At 62.9% G+C, this 16,625-nt stretch carries 15 protein-coding genes; 2 read left to right on the forward strand and 13 right to left on the reverse strand.

The window, feature by feature from the left end:
- Window positions 1–7 precede the first annotated feature (7 nt).
- The 4 genes from AUL31_RS19700 to AUL31_RS19715 are packed head-to-tail and all read right to left on the reverse strand — an operon-like array spanning window position 8 to window position 4,646.
- On the reverse strand, window positions 8–1,411 hold the full coding sequence (locus AUL31_RS19700) for an NAD-dependent succinate-semialdehyde dehydrogenase (protein ID WP_060610832.1): 1,404 nt from the start codon (window positions 1,409–1,411) through the stop codon (window positions 8–10).
- A gap of 17 nt (window positions 1,412–1,428) precedes the next feature.
- Entirely contained in the window at window positions 1,429–2,217 is a 789-nt protein-coding gene (locus tag AUL31_RS19705) for a hydroxypyruvate isomerase family protein (RefSeq protein ID WP_060610837.1), read from the reverse strand.
- Window positions 2,214–3,296, reverse strand: coding sequence for an Ldh family oxidoreductase (locus AUL31_RS19710; RefSeq protein ID WP_060610901.1), 1,083 nt, complete (start codon window positions 3,294–3,296; stop codon window positions 2,214–2,216). The genes AUL31_RS19705 and AUL31_RS19710 overlap by 4 nt, the downstream gene beginning before the upstream one ends.
- A 9-nt stretch (window positions 3,297–3,305) precedes the next feature.
- Window positions 3,306–4,646, reverse strand: a complete 1,341-nt coding sequence (locus tag AUL31_RS19715; protein ID WP_060610840.1) for a CitMHS family transporter — start codon at window positions 4,644–4,646, stop codon at window positions 3,306–3,308.
- A gap of 236 nt (window positions 4,647–4,882) precedes the next feature.
- Here AUL31_RS19715 and AUL31_RS19720 point away from each other — a divergent pair, with 236 nt between their 5' ends.
- Window positions 4,883–5,794, forward strand: coding sequence for a GntR family transcriptional regulator (locus AUL31_RS19720; RefSeq protein ID WP_060610843.1), 912 nt, complete (start codon window positions 4,883–4,885; stop codon window positions 5,792–5,794).
- A gap of 55 nt (window positions 5,795–5,849) precedes the next feature.
- Here the strand turns inward: AUL31_RS19720 and AUL31_RS19725 are convergent, their stop codons facing one another.
- The 6 genes from AUL31_RS19725 to AUL31_RS19750 all read right to left on the reverse strand — a co-directional run bounded on the left by AUL31_RS19725 (window position 5,850) and on the right by AUL31_RS19750 (window position 11,937).
- Window positions 5,850–6,926, reverse strand: a complete 1,077-nt coding sequence (locus AUL31_RS19725) for an NAD/NADP-dependent octopine/nopaline dehydrogenase family protein (RefSeq protein ID WP_060610846.1) — start codon at window positions 6,924–6,926, stop codon at window positions 5,850–5,852.
- Window positions 6,926–8,059, reverse strand: coding sequence for an NAD(P)/FAD-dependent oxidoreductase (locus AUL31_RS19730; RefSeq protein WP_060610849.1), 1,134 nt, complete (start codon window positions 8,057–8,059; stop codon window positions 6,926–6,928). The genes AUL31_RS19725 and AUL31_RS19730 overlap by 1 nt, the downstream gene beginning before the upstream one ends.
- A gap of 38 nt (window positions 8,060–8,097) precedes the next feature.
- Entirely contained in the window at window positions 8,098–8,895 is a 798-nt protein-coding gene (locus AUL31_RS19735) for an ABC transporter permease (RefSeq protein WP_060610852.1), read from the reverse strand.
- A complete protein-coding gene (locus tag AUL31_RS19740; RefSeq protein WP_060610855.1) occupies window positions 8,892–9,755 on the reverse strand; it encodes an ABC transporter permease in 864 nt (287 codons plus the stop codon). The genes AUL31_RS19735 and AUL31_RS19740 overlap by 4 nt, the downstream gene beginning before the upstream one ends.
- Window positions 9,745–10,818 (reverse strand): ABC transporter ATP-binding protein, encoded by a 1,074-nt coding sequence (locus AUL31_RS19745; protein ID WP_060610858.1) that lies wholly within the window; start codon window positions 10,816–10,818, stop codon window positions 9,745–9,747. Before AUL31_RS19745 ends, AUL31_RS19740 begins: the two co-directional genes overlap by 11 nt.
- A gap of 78 nt (window positions 10,819–10,896) precedes the next feature.
- Window positions 10,897–11,937: an ABC transporter substrate-binding protein gene (locus tag AUL31_RS19750; RefSeq protein WP_060610862.1), complete on the reverse strand. Its 1,041-nt coding sequence runs from the start codon at window positions 11,935–11,937 to the stop codon at window positions 10,897–10,899.
- 200 nt (window positions 11,938–12,137) lie between these two features.
- Here AUL31_RS19750 and AUL31_RS19755 point away from each other — a divergent pair, with 200 nt between their 5' ends.
- Window positions 12,138–13,064 (forward strand): LysR substrate-binding domain-containing protein, encoded by a 927-nt coding sequence (locus tag AUL31_RS19755; RefSeq protein ID WP_060610865.1) that lies wholly within the window; start codon window positions 12,138–12,140, stop codon window positions 13,062–13,064.
- A gap of 12 nt (window positions 13,065–13,076) precedes the next feature.
- On the opposite strand, the gene AUL31_RS19760 is transcribed toward AUL31_RS19755, so the two are convergent.
- The 3 genes from AUL31_RS19760 to AUL31_RS19770 form a co-directional block, all read right to left on the reverse strand.
- A complete protein-coding gene (locus tag AUL31_RS19760; protein ID WP_159439819.1) occupies window positions 13,077–14,000 on the reverse strand; it encodes a transporter in 924 nt (307 codons plus the stop codon).
- Window positions 14,001–14,010: 10 nt separating this feature from the next.
- A complete protein-coding gene (locus AUL31_RS19765) occupies window positions 14,011–15,855 on the reverse strand; it encodes an alkyl/aryl-sulfatase (RefSeq protein ID WP_244489475.1) in 1,845 nt (614 codons plus the stop codon).
- 209 nt (window positions 15,856–16,064) lie between these two features.
- A partial coding sequence (locus AUL31_RS19770) for an autotransporter outer membrane beta-barrel domain-containing protein (protein WP_156417304.1) occupies window positions 16,065–16,625 on the reverse strand: 561 nt, incomplete at its 5' end.

A 16,625-nucleotide genomic window follows, 5' to 3' on the forward strand; every position in this document is an offset into this window, starting at 1 on the left:
CTTCTCCCTATTTGGTCGCCTCGACGGGCTGGGCCGCGTTGGCCGGGCCGATCCAGACGGTCTTGATGTTGGTGAATTCGCGGATTCCATAGACGCCGAGTTCGCGGCCATATCCCGAACGCTTGATGCCCCCGAACGGATAGCGGGGGTCGGAGGCGGTCATCCCGTTGATGAAGACCGCGCCCGCCTCGATCGAACGGGCGAGCTGCTTTGCGCGCTCGATGTCCGCGGTCCAGAGGGCGGAGCCAAGGCCGAACTCGCTGTCGTTGGCAAGCCGGATCGCTTCATCGGCATCCTTGGCACGGATAATGGCTGCCACCGGACCGAATGTTTCCTCGCGGAAGGCCACATGATCGGGCGTTACATTGTCGAGCACGGTCGGCGCGTAGAAATAGCCTGGTCCGTCGACCGGCGTGCCGCCGAGCGCCAGCGTTGCTCCGCCTTCAACCGAACGCTCGACCTGGGCGTGCAGCGTGGAGCGCAGGTTTTCCCTGGCCATCGGCCCGATATTAGTGTCGCGCGCCATCGGATCGCCGACCTTCAGGGCCTTGGCGTGCTCGACGAACAGCTCGACGAAGCGATCGGCGACGCTGTCCTCGACGATGAAGCGTTTGGCATTCACGCAGGATTGGCCGACATTGATGTAGCGTGCCTTTACCGCGGTCTCTGCGGCCTTCTCGATATCCGCATCCGCGAGTACGATGAACGGGTCGGAACCACCCAGCTCCAGGACCTGCTTCTTTAAGGCTTTACCCGCCTGCGAAGCAACGATGGATCCAACCTCGGTCGATCCGGTCAGAGTGACTGCGGCGATCCGGTCGTCGGCTATGAGCGCTGCGACCTTGGAGTTGTCGATCAAGAGCGTGGCGGTCAACCCCGCAGGAGCGCCGGCCTTCTCCATGACCTCCTGAACCGCCAGGGCGCATTCCGGAACGTTGTTCGCATGCTTCAGGACAGATCCGTTGCCAGCGGCCAGTGCCGGGGCGGCGAAACGGAAATACTGCCAGAACGGATAGTTCCAGGGCATGATGGCCAGAACCACGCCGAGTGGGTCGAACGCGACCACACTTTCCGATGCGTTCGACGGCACCGGCTCGTTTGAAAGGTAGGCGACCGCGTGTTCGGCGTAGAAGTCGCAATTATAGGCACACTTCTCGATCTCCGCCTCGGCCTCTGCGATCGGCTTGCCCATTTCCCGAACGATCATCTCGGCATAACGCGACTTGCCGGATCTCAGCGCTTCCGCCATGCGGGTCAAAAGGCCGACGCGCTGCTCGATGGGAACGGCTCTCCACGCGCGCTGGGCATCCACCGCTGCATCGAGAATCTTGTCGACGGCAGCGTCATTGTGCAGTTCATAGGTGTCGATCGCCAGTCCCGTAGCCGGGTTGGTGGACGTGATATGGGCCATTGGTGGCCTCCTTTCCTTCAGATCCTGCGGTCGTTGCTCATCGATGAGGCCCATTTCGCCAGGAAACGGGCACTGTCGCTCGTGCTTTTGGTGGGGACGTATTCGAAGCCTACGGCGCCCGCATAATCGTGCATGCGCAGCGCCGCCAGAAAACCGTCGAAATCGATCAAACCGGTTCCCGGTTCGTGGCGTCCCGGATGATCCGCAATGTGGATATGTCCGACACGCCGATGATTGCTGCAAAACCAGCTCGTGGCGTCGATGCCCTGGACCGCGGCGTGATACGTGTCCAGAAGCAGCTTGATACGCGGTCCATGGCGATCCTGCAGTGCCATGGCATCGTCCAGTGAGCCCATCGCATAGCCCGGTATGGTGATCGGCTCGATCAGGAGAGAGATCGGCGTTCCGGAAACGGCCGCGAGGGCGTAGCTAATATTGGCTTCGTAAGTTTCTGTTGCCGCCGCGTCGAGATGCACGGGAACGCCTGCCATCGGATGGACGAAAGGACATCCGACGGCGAGGGCATACTCGAGCGCTCGATCAAAGCCTTGCCGAAACTCCGCCTCCCGCCCCGGCAGGGCCGCCAGACCTTTTTCGCCTCGGTCCGGATCGCCCATGCCGCTGGTAACTTGAGAGAATGTCAGCGACAGCTCCTTGAGGCGCTGGCGCATCTCCGCAGCCGGAATGGCATAGGGGGATGGATGCTCGACCGCCGTGAAGCCATCGGTCGCGGCGGCCTGCAGCCGCTCGGCAAGGGGCAACTCGGTGTAGAGATAGCCGATATGCGCGGACCAGCGCTGCGTCATGCGGCCTCGCTGCGGGGCTGGGACAGGCCTTCCGGAAACTCGACACCGACCTTGCGGCCTTCTGTCGTCAGTTCTTCGATGACGTTGTCGGTAATGGGGATGCCGGCAAGCATACGATGGTGCTCGCGACGCTGCTCGGGCTCGCCAGGCATCATGATCTCGTCCACACCGGCGGCGCGCGGCAGTTCCTTTATGCGCTCGTAGAAAGTATCCATCCGCGTCTCGAAATCGGTCAATGACATGAACAGATCCGGCTTCATGGCGAAGAACAGATGCCCGACATTCTGCGGTTCCGAATGATCGAAGTAGAGGCTTTTGACGTCGCCCGCGAAGTTCGCGCCGGTTAGGGCTCCCGCCATCAAATCCATGAGCGTCGCCAGCACGGAACCCTTGACCCCGCCGAACGGCAGACAAACGCCTTCGAAGGCCTTTGCGGCATCCGTCGTCGGATGACCATCCACGTCGAGGGCCAACCCTTCGGGGATCGGATCGCCCTTCATCGCGGCAAGGCGGATCTTGCCTCGGGCGATGACCGTCATGGCCATATCCATGACGTACGGCGCGTGCTTTCCACCGGGAATGCCGGCCGCGATAGGGCTTGCCCCCAGGAAGGTGCTTCGCCCGCCCCACATGGGTATGGCCGGCGACGAGTTGGTGAATATGAGCGTGATGTAGCCGCGCTCGATAGCCTGCAACGCGTAGGAGGCGCCCATGCCGAAATGCGTGGAGCGGTGCACACCGACAAGGCCGATGCCGTTGCTTTCCGCAAGATCGCAGGCCAGATCCGTCGCGCGATGAGAGGCAATGAAGCCCATTCCATTATCGCCATCAACATGCGCGACGGCGCCGGCAACCCTGGTCGCTTTCACGTCGGGCTTCGGATTGACGAGTCCCGCCCGCAGCCGGGTCAGATACATGGGCATGCGGCTGACACCGTGGCTATCCACCCCGCGCAGGTTGGCTTTCACCAGATCGCGCGCCACGGTTGCGGCGTCGTCCTTCGGCATACCGACGGATTCGAACATCGCCGTGCTGTAGTCGATCAGTGGATCTGCGTCGAAATAACGGGTCTGCGTCATCGACATCTCCTAGTTTGCAAATGAGGGCAGCGTCACCGCACCCATGGCGACGGCTCCGATGAGCATCAAGCCCGTCAGGACAAGCGTCCACTTGATGGCGAACCTCTGGAAATCACCGAGTTCGACCTTGGATAGATTGACCAGCACATAGAGCGCCGCGACAAGCGGGCTTAGCTGGTGGACCGGCTGGCCGATCAGCGAGGCTCTGGCAATCTCCTCGGGCGGGATGCCGTATGTCGAGGCCGCTTCGGCCAGCACCGGGACGACGCCGAAGTAGAATGCGTCGTTGGACAGGAAAAACGTGAACGGCGCGGAAGCGAGTGCGGTGATCAGCGGCAGCCAGCTGCCGTGGCCATCGGGTATAAGCCAGATGATGCTCTGCGCGAGGGCGTCCGTCATCCCCGTCCCCTTCAGGACGCCGGTGAAGATGCCGGCGGCAAAGATGACCGACGCCACCGCCAACGCGTTCGGCGAGTGCTCGGCGATCCGTTCGCGCTGAGCCCCGACGTCGGGAAAATTGACGGTGACCGCTATGGCGAAGGCAACCATGAAAAGGATTGCCAAGGGCGCGATGTCGAGCACCAGAAGTAGCATCAGAGTCAGCGTGAGGATCAGGTTGAAGGCGGCCCGCCATCCCGTCGCGCTCGGCACGCTCGATGCCGGCATTGCAAAGTCGCCCTCCTTGCCGACAAAGGGGTCATCTTTCTTCACCCCGCGCTGGGCAGGCTCGGGGATGCGCCCGATCCGCTTGCGCTCCTTCAGGCCGAGATAGTAGCAGATGGCAACCGAGCCGAGCGTGGCCAGGACCATCGCCGGCAGCAGCGGCAGAACCACCTGGCTCGGATCGAGATGAAGGGCGGCCATGACCCGGGCCGGAGGGCCGCCATACGGCATCAGGTTCATGATGCTGTTCGGCATCATGATTGCCAGTGGCAGGATCAGGGGATTGAGCCCGAGCCGCCTGTGCATGGGCATCATCGCCGTGACGCAAAGCATATAGGTGGTGGAGCCGTCCCCATCGAGGGAAATTACCGCGGAAAGAAGCGTCGTACCGACGACCACACGGACCGGATCACCATGCGACAGGCGGACGACGAGCCGGACGACCGGGTCGAACAGGCCGACATCGATCATCAGCCCGAAATACAGGATGGCGAAGAGCAGCAAAACCGCCGTGGGGGCGATGGACCGGATGCCGTCGATCATCATGGCCGGCAGTTCGCCGGCGTAACCGCCGATCAGCGCAAAGACCGTCGGCACGAGGATCAGCGCGATCAGCGCGGAAAGCTTTCGCGTCATGATCGCCGTCATGAACACGACGATCATCGAATATGCGAGGAGCGTCGTCATGCCCGGACCTCCCGTCCGGATCGACTGATCGTCACGAAAGCGCGCGGACACATGGTGCCGCACATGCCGTCGAGGCATGGGCGTTGAAACAGAGCCATCTTGTAATCTCTCCCGAACTGCCCGCGAACCGATCCACTCCCATGGACGGATAACACCGCAAACAGATATTGTTCTAATTCTGCACATAGAACAATTTTTAGAGGACCGCAAGCTTTCTGGCATTCTGCTGGGTGGCGATGCACAATGCCGCCGCAGAGGTGGGAACAATGACCAATCAGCTTCATCGGACAGTCGCGGCCAAGATCATCAGGCACATAAGGGCCAACGGCCTGCCGGAAGGGCATCACATGACCGAGGCGGCGCTGCAGCGGGAGATCGGGGTTTCGCGCGGGCCGATACGGGCCGCGATGTCGCAACTGGAGAAGGATGGTGTCCTGACACGGATCCCCAACCGGGGCTTCTTCCTTCACAAACCGCTGGGCAATGAGGGCGATACGATCGAGATCGTCGGCGATGAGCAGGTCTATCTACGCATAGCGGATGACCGGCTGACGGGGTATCTACCCGAGATCGTCAGCGAGACGGAATTGATGCGCCGCTATGACCTCGGGCGCGAGAGAATCCGGAGGATCCTGACGCGGATCGCGGCCGAAGGATGGATCGAGCGGCGCGACGGACGCGGCTGGAGTTTCGTGCAGCTGATCGACTCGATCGAGGCCTACCGTGAGAGCTACGAGCTTCGACAGATGATCGAACCTTCCGGGATGCAGGGGGATCGTTTCAGGCTGGACGCGGTCGTACTGGATCGGCTGGAGGCTCAGCAGTTTCATATCCGCGACGGAGGCTGGGAGACGATGGGCCAGATCGAGCTCTTCGAAGCGAACTCCCAGTTTCATGAGGGCCTCGCGGCCATGTCGGGCAACCGCTTTGTGCTTGGGGTGGTGGAACGACAAAATCATCTGCGCCGTCTTGTCGAGTACCGTCAGACGCTGCGTCGCGAACAGGTTCGCCAACAAAACGACGACCATCTGCACATACTGGAATTGCTGCGACAGGGTGATCGCAGGGACGCCGCAGCGGCCCTCTATGCACATCTTGGCAATGCCAAGCGGCGGAAGGCAAATACCGGAATTTTCGCCAACCAGTAGCGGCCCGGTCGCGCGGGCCGCCATGAACCTTAGCTATCCACCAGTGCGCTCACCTCTACGCACCGGCCCCGTCGAACTGCGCCTCGAGATCCAGAAGATCCTTCAGGCTGGTTGTCCCGAGCGCTGGCAGAAGATCGTTCTCTACGGAGAAGTCGCGTCCGTAGAGGGCGCCGAACAGCGAAAGCCCCGCGGCATGCAACGGCGTTGCGACACCGACCATGCCGCCGAGCGCCACCATCGGCACCAGGCCGAAGGGAACATCCTCCAGCGTGTAGCGCGTGTCGATGGTCGTCGGCCCGGCTTGCGGGTTCGGCTGGGCGGCAAGCTGCCGAGCCGTCTCTTCCAGCGGCGCATCCGGCACGCCATAGGTCAGGCTGTAATGCTGGCGCATCGAGCGCACCGTAACGCCCGCCGCGTTTGCGACGGCCAGCCGCTCCGCATCGAGGCCTTCCAGCAGCCTCCCGACCGACGCGGTGAGATTGTCGCTCTGCCCCCACGCCTCGCCCTTCTCCATCCGCGTGAAGTTGCAGAGGGCGAGCGCCATGTGGCTTTGCGGGTTGACGTTGCCGAGGGCGATCGACAGCAGGCCATCGACGGGGCGGAAGCGTTCGCCGAACGCATCGGCAAGCAAAGCCAGCGTCTTCGCGCAAGCGGATTGCGGAACCACAGCCACATCCACCGCCTTTCGCAAGGTCGCCACCCTGACCCGCGTCGGCGATGTCCGGCGCGAGCGCAGGATCGTGGTGTTGAAGGCGGCCACACATGCGCCGGTGCCATGTGCCACCAGACGCTTGATGAGATAGTACGCACCCAGCGAGGCGTGCGAGCTGATGGCCACGATTTGCGTTGGTTGAAGGGCTGCTGCCATTTCGTCGAAGACGCGGCGATGCCCGTTCGCCGGCAGGGCCACCAGAACGAGCTGCGCCCCCGCCATCGCTTCGGCGCAGCTTTGGGCCGTCGAGACGGCGAAGCTGCCCTCGATCTTGCCTTCGCTGGTCAAGGGTGCCCCATCGCGGAAAGCCGCGGTGCTTGCACCGGACGGAGACCACAGCACGGGCTGGTGCCCGCGCTCCATCAAAAGGGCCGCGCAACCGAACGCCTGCGCGCCCGCACCCAGTATGGCGACGCGCATCAGGCCGGCTCCTTCTGGAAGAACCGAGCCGGGCGAAAATCATCAAGTTCAGGCCGGGGCCGCCCATTCAGAACTTCGTCGGCCAGGGCCTCGCCGATGAAGGCTCCGAGCGTGACCCCGCTATGGGTGACGGCCACCCAGTAATTCCCGAGGTTCGGAACGGGTCCGACGGCGGAGTAGCTATCCTGCGGGATCGGGCGGATGGCGATGCGCACCGCCTCGATGCCCACGGACGCAAGCGCCGGAACGGTAGCCTCGGCACGCCGCAACAGTTCCAATGCCTGCGGATGATCGAGCGCCGGCGCATCGTGGTTGCCCACCAGTTGGTCCAGCTCGTTCGAGCGCAGAAGAAGCCGCCCCGCGCCATCCGGCCTCATATTGACCAGCGGGGTGCGTAGCGCGCGCCGCAGCCCTATGCCGGCGGGCGCCGTATAGGCAATCAGCCCCACGGTCGGCGCCAGCGGCACATGCGGGGCACCCTCGCCCACCGTCTCGTTGGACCACCGGCCGGAGCAGTTGATGACGGCATCGGCGCCGAGAACGGACCCGTCGTCCAGCCTGACGCCGGTGCAGCGACCGGATTCGACCACCAGGCCGGCGACCTTTCCCCGCACGAGGGTCAGCCCGTGCCGCACCATGGCCGCTTCCGTCAACGAGCCGGCATACAATGTCGGATCCAGCCAGCCATCCTGCGGATAATGGATGACGGGCGCGTTGCCGATCGCGTCGGCATTGATCTGCGGTTCCAGCTCGCGAACATCCCGGGCGTCGATCAGCTCTGCCGGATAGCCCCACTCCACGAGCTGACGGTACTTGTCCAACGGGTCGTTGTCGTCGCGCCCGCCGGCCTCGGCTTCGGCATGCTGCCACTGCAGCACGCCCGGGCGATGATACCAGGCGGGAGACTCGAATTCATCGAGGATCGCCTCATGCGCCTGCCGGCCGGCATAGTTGAGCTTGTAATAGCTGTGCGATGTCAGCTTTTCGCAGGCATTCACCCATGCGTAGCTGACGCAGGAGGTGCCGCCGCCGACGCGGTCGGCTTCCACCAGAGTAACCTGTGCGCCGCCCTGCGCGAGGCGATAGGCGACCGAGGAGCCGATGACACCGGCCCCGACGACGATTGCTTTCATGATACTCATCCGTAGTTGGTTGGTTTGCCGGAAGGCCGTCAGTTGCCCTTGCCGACGAGAATGCGGTCGAGCCCGTAGAGACGGTCGACGACGAACATCAGGAGAAAGGTGAGCAGGATCACCATCGTCGAAACCGAGGCGACCAGCGGATCGATGGATTCTTCGATGTAGTGATAGAGTCGGACCGGCAGGGTCATGGACGATGGCGTGGCGATGAAGACCGTCATCGTCACCTCGTCGAAGCTCTGGATGAAGGATATGATCCAGCCGCCGGCTATGGCCGGCACCATCGCAGGCAGAATGATGCTGCGGAACACGATCAACCTCGACGCGCCAAGCGAGACTGCGGCCCGCTCGATGGCCGGGTCGCTTGCCGTCAGGCCGGACAGGATCAGACGCAGCGCATAGGGAAAGATGACCAGCGCATGCGCGCCGACCAGCGCCGTCGCCGAGCCCGTCACCCCGATCTGGGTGAAGAAGCGCAGAAAGGCGACGCCGAGCACGACATGCGGAATGATCAGCGGTGACAGGAAGAACGCCACCAGCGCGTTGCGGCCCCGAAAGTCGTAGCGCGCCAGCGCCAGCGCCGCCGGGATGGCAAGGATTACGGACAGGGAAGCCGCAACGAAGGCGAGCTGCGTGCTGAGCCACAATGCCGACATGAAGCGACCGTCGTCCAGGATGGCGCGGAACCAGCGCAGCGACAGGGACGTCGTCGGAAGGCGCAGCAGATCGCTGGGGGTCAGCGACATCCACATGACCACGACCAGCGGCGCGAGCATGAAGACGACGAAGAGCGTGTGGAATGCGATGGCGAGCAGGCCGTTGCGGTTCATCGCGAGAACCTCGCATAGTAGCGCTCTACGAGCGTGTTGTAGCTGAGCATGATGAGGGCGTTGACGACCAGCAGCACCACTGCGATCGCGGCGCCGAGCGGCCAGTTGAGCGTACCGAGGAACTCGTCATAGGTGGCCGTCGCAACCACTTTGAGCTGGCGCCCGCCGATGATCGCCGGCGTGGCGAAGGCGCTTGCTGCCATGGCGAAGACGATGAGCGAGCCCGATAGGACCCCGGGTATCACCTGCGGCAGGATGATCCGGAAGAAGACGGAAACCTCGCTTGCGCCCAACGATATCGCCGCCTGCGACACCTTGGGGTCGATGCGTTGCAGGGACGCCCAGACCGAGATCACCATGAAGGGAACGGCAACGTGCACGAGGGCGATCACCACGCCGTGCCATGTGTAGAGCAAGGGAATGGGCGCGCTTGCCAGCCCGAGGGCGCCGAGCGCATCGTTGATGACGCCGTTGCGGCCGAACAACAGCGCCCAGCCGAGCGTGCGCACCACGACCGAGATCAGCAGCGGGCTGAGCGTGACCACCAGGAAGATCGCGCGCCACGGCCGCCGCATGCGTGAAAGGATGTAGGCTTCCGGCGCACCGATGAGGATGCAGACCAGCGTCGTGGCCACGGCAATGGAAATCGTTCGCAGGAAGATGGAATGGTAATATCCGTCCGTCGCGATATCGATGTAGTTGTCGAGCGTGAACCCGAAGATCAGGCCGGTTGTCAGATCGTAATTCTGCAGGCTCAAGCCGGCGATCATCGCCAGGGGCGCGACGAGCAGGAGGGCGAAAAGCAGCAGCGCCGGCAATGTCAGCAGAATGGGGCGCCGGCGGCCATGACTATGCGTCATCGCCGGTCTCCTCCATCAGGATGGTGGACTCCGGCGCCCAGTGCAGCCCGGCGACTTCGCCTTCGCGGATGCCGCTCGTGCCCCGGTTGAGATCGCAGACGAAAATTGGCCCGAACTCCGTTTCGAATTCGAACAGCCATGCGCTGCCCTGAAAAACCCGGGCACGCAGCCGCGCATCGACATGGCCCCGCCCCTGCCCCACGATCTCGATCTTTTCCGGGCGCAGCGCCATGCGTACCCGTGTGCCCGGCGGCAGCGCGCTCCGGTGGGCCGGAAGCAGGATCCCGGCCGTGCCGACGCGGACGCGGCTGCCCCCATCCTGCGGCTGGGCGAGCACGCCGACCACCTGCGTCGAACGGCCGACGAAGCTGGCGGCAAACTCGCTGCCCGGCGCGTCATACAGGGTTTGAGGGTCGGCAAACTGGACGATGCGGCCGGCATTCATCACCGCGACGCGGTCGCATGTGGCCAGCGCCTCCGACTGGTCGTGCGTCACCATGATGGTGGTGGTTCCGACACGCCGCTGGATGGCGCGGATTTCGAGCTGCATCTCTTCGCGCAGCTTGGCATCGAGATTGGACAATGGCTCGTCGAGCAGAAGAAGCTCCGGCTCGATGGCCAGGGCCCTGGCAATGGCCACGCGCTGTTGCTGCCCGCCCGACAGTTGGCGCGGATAGCGGTCGGCAAGGTGGGTCAGGCGGACGAGGTCCAATGCCTCGGCGGCACGCCTGTCGCGGTCGGCCCGGCCGACCTTGCGCATCTTCAATCCGAAGGCGACATTCTCACCCACCGTCATATGCGGGAACAGCGCATAGCTCTGGAAGACGATTCCAATGCCGCGTTTGCTGGCGGGGATATTCGCGATATCCCGCCCATCCAGCAGGACACGACCGCTGGTCGGTGCCTCGAAGCCGGCAACGATGTTCAGCGTCGTCGTCTTGCCGCAACCGGACGGCCCCAGCAAACCGACGAACTCGCCCTTCTCGATCGACAGATCGATGCCATCCAGCGCGACATAGGCCAGAAATCGCTTCTTGAGCCCTTCGATTGCAATCTTCGCCATGTCCTACCTGTTCGCGCGGGTTCGTTGCGGCTTGAGGCCCGGGGCCGACTGCATCCGCCCCGGGGATGTTTCGAACGCTCAGCGCTCGACCTCACGGTTCCAGCGCTGCGTCCAGGCACCGCGTTCCTTGTTGACGGTCGGCCAGTCGATCCGGGCAAGCTTGTCCAGTTCGTCGGTGCGGGCGGGCACCGTTGCCAGCAGCTCCTCGCTCAGCTCCACCTTGCCGTTGACCGGGGTGTAGCCCGCCCCGGCCAATGCCACCTGGGCGTCCGGCGACAGCATATGCCGCACGAAGGCCTGAGCGAGATCGGGCACGTCGCTATCCACCACCGGGCACATGGTCACCATCAGCGCGACAGCGCCTTCCTTGGGCTCGGCAACGGCAATGGGCAGGCCCTGCTTCTGCAGCGCCAGCGCGCGCGAGCGCGACACGACCGTCATGGCGATCTCGCCGCTCTGCAGAAGCTCTTCCAGCTTCGGGGCCGAAGGCGCGAAGGTGACGAGGTTGGGGCGGATCTTCTCGCTGTAGGCCGCAAACCCCGGATCGATGTCGGCCTCGCCGCCGCCTTCGGCGCGCGCCACCATGATCAGCCCGTGCAGCCCGGTGGTGCTGCCAGCACCCAGGAGCGCGATCCGCCCCTTGTAGACATCATTGCCGAGATCGGCCCAGGATGTCGGGACCGGCAGGTTTTCCGCCTCGAAGATTTCCGTATTGTAGACCGGTCCCGTCACGCCGATGCCGAAGGCGACCGCCGAGTCGGCAAGACGCGCCACCGGCACGACCGCCTCAAGTTCCGGGCTGTCCTCGATGGCGGCGCAGAAGCCGAAATCCACGGCCTGGTACATCGGCCCGTCATCCACGATGGCGACGTCGATTTCCTGCGCTGCGCGCTGCGCCTGCAGCTTGGCCAGCGTAGCGGTGGACTGGCCGGCCACATACTCGACACGCGCACCATGCGCCGCCTCGAAGGACGGAATGATCGTCTCGCGCATCAGCCGCTCGAAGGAGCCGCCATAGCCGGCGACGGTCAGCGTTTCCTGTGCACTCGCGGCTTGCGGCAGCGTCAAGGCCAGGCAGACCGATGCGTATAGGGCGGCAGTATTGGCGCGATGCGACATGAAGCTTGCTCCGTCCGTTGGGGAAATTGAACCGTGATGCCCCATGGTTCCGGTGCCGCCGCCAATGTGTCAACGCGTTAGAAATTTATTGTTGCATTCATTTCTGATATGATCTGCCCTTGTACGGTCACCGGTCTGCACCGCGCCTGGGCAAGCCGTTGCGGGCTGGAAAGCCGCCTCCGACTTCACAGGAAATAGCCATGCCGCCCCATAGACATATCGAGGTCTTCCAGACCGTCATGCTGGTCGGCAGCTTTACCGAAGCCGCCCGCTTGCTGCGCAGTTCGCAGCCGACAGTCAGCCGCATGGTGCGCGAACTTCAGGACATGGCGGGCTTTGCATTGTTCATCCGCCGGAACGGGATGATGGTGCCGACCGCCGAGGCCCTTGCGCTGCACCAGGAAGTGGAGCGCAGCTTCGTCGGGCTCGACCGCATTGCCGAGCGGATGGAGCAGATCCGCCACCATCGCACGTCCACGCTGCGGATCGTGGCGATGCCGGTTCTGTCGGCCTCGTTCATACCAAGGGCCATTGCGAGGTTTTCGCGTCTGCATCCCGACGTGCAGGTGACACTGCAGGTCCACCGGTCGGAAGCGATCGCATCCTGGGTTCCGAACGAGCAGTTCGACGTCGGATTTTCGATGCTGCCCATGGAAAAGGAAGGGGTAACGGCCGAGCTGTTCTGCGCTGCGCCGGCCCTGTGCGTGTTCCGCCCGCCGCATCGGCTTGAGGCCCATGACATCATCCGCCCGGCCGACCTGCAGGGGGAGGATTTCGTCGGCCATGGCCCCAACAGCTTTGCCGCGCGGGCGTTGACCCGCGTCTTCGACGATGCGGGCGTGCGCCCCCGCATCGTCGCCAATACGCCATTGTCCGCGATTGCCTGCCAGATGGTGCTGGAAGGGCTTGGCGTAACGCTGTGCGACGCCTTCACGGCAAGCGACTTTCAGGCCCGTGGGCTGGTTGCCAGGCCATTCGAGCCGAGCTTCGACTTCAACTACGGCGTCCTGCTGCCGCACAAGAACCAGAACGAAAAGCTGGCCAACATCTTCATGGAGATATGCCGCGACAATCTCGCCGAACGATTTCCGGCAAAGGGTGGCCAGCCCGGGTCAAAGCTGCTCTGACGTCGATGCCCGTCACCAGGCATGATTGTAGTTGATGGCCAAGGTGAAGGTATCGGGCGTGTAGTCTCGCTTCCAGACGGAATGCGTCGCCGAGACGGCGATTGCGTCGGCCGGCGTCAGGTTCAGGCTGCCGCTGACGCCAAGCTTGAGGGTACTTTGCGTATCGTCCCGGCCGATCGAGTTGACGCTGGTTTCCCCGCCATAGGAATAGTACGCGTCCGCCGAAAGCCACAGTGCCCTGGTCAGGTTGCGGCTGTAATGCGCCTCGACCGTCGCCAGCGGGTTCTGACTGAGAGTCGATACCCCTCGATACCTGTCATTGTCGGTGAAAAACTCGATATTTCCGTTGAAGGTCAGCCATTCGTCCGGCTGCAATGGAATTCCGTAGGATAGTTGAGGCTTGAACGCCCAACGGTTCGCCCCGATGTTCACCAGGCGGTTGGGATCGTACCTGCCGGTCGGCGCTTTTACAGCCACCGAGGCCGTCAGGTATGTCTCGGGCGACCAGCGTGCGAACTCCTCGCGCGATAGCGCCGGTGCACCCAAGAGATTTGCGATGACGACAGCCTGTATGTCGCCGATCCCGTCGACGGACCGGTTGATCCGGGTCCCGTCCAGTTCGAACTCGGTGAACGCGTAGGGGACGATCAGCTGCACCCCGCCGATCTTTCCCCCGACATCGAATGAACGTGCGTATCGAACGACGGGCACCGATGCCTCGGTTGACGCGCCGGTGATGGGAAGGGACGTGTCGATGGAGGACTCGCCCTTATTATATGTATAATACAGGTAAATGAAGTTCATATCGACCGGGACGTTCAGCCAGTCACGCGCTCCGTCCGCAAAAGCATTCATCGGCACCAACGAAGCAGCCATGGCTGCAACTCGCATCAATTGACGCATTTCCACCTTACTCCCCAAGCTGACCACCCTCACGCCCCATCCCCTATGGAGTAACGATATTGAAATCCGGGCTGAATGTATCGAGCATGGCAAAGAACCGTTGGAACGCGCTGGCGTCACCATCGATCTTGATCCGCCCGTCCGCTACAAGGTCCGGAACAGTGGCTGTCCCGAGATTGAGATCGTCCAGCGTATCCTTGCTCAAGGTTGCCGTGGCATCCGCCGTTGCGGACTGACGACTGGAGTAGTTCAGCACGGAGTTATCGACCGTCAGCGTGTAATTTTTCTGGATATCATCGAAGTTGACGTTCAACACCAATCGCTGCCCGGCCGCCTTGTCGGCATTCAGGCGCACCGCCAGGAAATCGAATAGCATTTCGGGCGACATGGCGCGCACTACATCCGGGCTCGCACTTCCAGCGCCGACCTGCGGTGTCCCGTTCCGAAGCTCGAAGGCTCCTTGCAGATAGATGGAGCGCCAGGGTCCGGATTCCGCCTGATATCCCATCTGCTCATAGGCTTTGGCCAAAAGCTCCTTGGCTGCCGTGTTGGACGGGTCGGCGAACACGACGTGCTTCAGCAGCTCGGCTACCCACCGATAATGACCGGCGGCAAATTCATCGTCTGCCAGCGCGATCACGGCTTCCGGTCCGCCCATCGCCGAAACGTACAGGGGCGCCACTTCGGCCGGGGGCAGGTTGTTGAGGCTGGATGGGTTGCCGTCGTACCAGCCCATATACCGCTGGTAGACCGCCCGGGAATTGTGCCTGAGCGTGCCGTAATACCCCCGGCCCGACCAGAAGCCCTCCAGGGACGCCGGCAACTCGATCATTTCCGAGATTTCCTCGCCGGTGTAACCCTGGTTGATCAGATTGACGGTGCGATCGTGGATGAACTTGTACAGGTCGCGCTGTTTACGCAGGTAATCGTCGATTTCCTCGGTTCCCCACAGCGGCCAGTGGTGGGACTGGAACTTGACGTCGATCCGATCACCGTACAGTTCCAGCGTCTCGTTGATGTACCGGGCCCAGGCCAGTGCATCCCGCACCTGTGCGCCACGAAGGGTCAGGATATTGTGCATCGTGGAGGTCGTATTCTCGGCCATCCACATGGCACGGAACTGCGGGAAATACGTGTTCATCTCGGCATGCGCTTCCGTTCCCGGCGTGAGCTGAAACTCCATCTCGACACCGTCGATCGTCAGCTGCTCTCCGGAGCGCGTGATATAATGGTTCGGTTCGATCAGGGTCGGCGTGCCCCGGGGCGTCGTAAGGCCCAGTCCGGCACCGACGCTGCCCTCCGGACCACGCGGCAGCAACGGACCGTACATGAGGATCGAGCGCCGGCTCATGGCATTGCCGGTGATGACGTTTTCGCTGACCGCATGCTCCATGAAGCCTTCGGGCGCGATGAGCTGCACCTTGCCGGATCGAACGTCTTCATCGGCGATGAGACCGCGTATGCCGCCGTAATGATCGAGATGCGGATGGCTGTAGATCGCCGCGACGATCGGTCGTTCACCGAATTGCTCGGTCAAGAGGGCATAGGCGGCCTTGGCCGTCTCGGCGGTACTGCCGACGTCATATGCTATCCATCCGCTGTCTCCGCGAATGAAGGTGAAGTTTGCCAGATCGTAGCCTCTGACCTGGTAGATGCCATCGGCGACCTCGAACAAACCGTATTGAAGGTTTAGCTGCGCATTGCGCCACAGGCTTGGATTGACCGTATCGGGAGCCGGCGTGTCGAGCGCGATGAAGGCCTTGTAGGTTTCCAGGTCCCATACGACCTTGCCGGAGGCGTCCTTGATCGTCAGCGTGTCGGGTTTGCGCAGCAGTCCCCGAGCTGCGTTCTCGAAGTCCTGCCTGTCAGAAAATGGGAGCTGCTCCATAACCTGCGCATTTGCCCGGCGTGTCGCCTCGCTCGCAGGTTCGGCCCTTGTCGCGCTCGACGCCAGGACCAACGCCATGGCAGCGATGAGACCCCCAAGTTCACGTCGCCAAGACAACGCACGCATCATCGTCCAATCCCCTCACAACCAGAAAGGACAAATATTACGTCGCGACTAAATTCCTGACAACATCCTACGTAGGTATGTCCCTAGAACCGGGCCTTGAAGCCGATGGTCCCGTCGAGGGCATAGGCGTCGCCGAAGCTTTCGATGCTGCTACGGGCGCCGATTTCGCCGTAGAGCGAATAGGCGTCGTCGGCCCAATCATAGGTAGCGCCGAGCCCCAGCCCGCCCCAGAAGCGGTCTTCTCGCGAGGTGAAGCTGACCGTGCCGACGCCGACTTCGGTGCCGTCCAGGAACTCGTAAGTGAGGTTGGCGATGGCGTAGCTTTTCAGGCGCCGTGTATCGCCGCTGCTGCCCTGCCAGCTACGCTCGTGATCGATCGACAGGCCAAGACGCCCGTTCAGGCTGTCGCCACCGAGCCGCCGGACGGTGGCCTGGAAGGCATCGTCGAACGTGTCGAAATCGACATTGGAATAGACAAGCTGCGCCTGCGGCGTCAGCGTCCACTGGTAGGCGATATCGATGGCCTTGCCGGCTTCGATGCTGAAGGCGTAGCCGAAGCCGTTGTTGCCATCCGCTTCCTGAACGTTCAGCGTATCGGAATAGATGTCGCTGTCGTACCAGGTCGCCTGCGCCTGCCCGTCGAC

The organism is Aureimonas altamirensis, from assembly GCF_001463885.1.
Taxonomy (GTDB): domain Bacteria; phylum Pseudomonadota; class Alphaproteobacteria; order Rhizobiales; family Rhizobiaceae; genus Aureimonas; species Aureimonas altamirensis.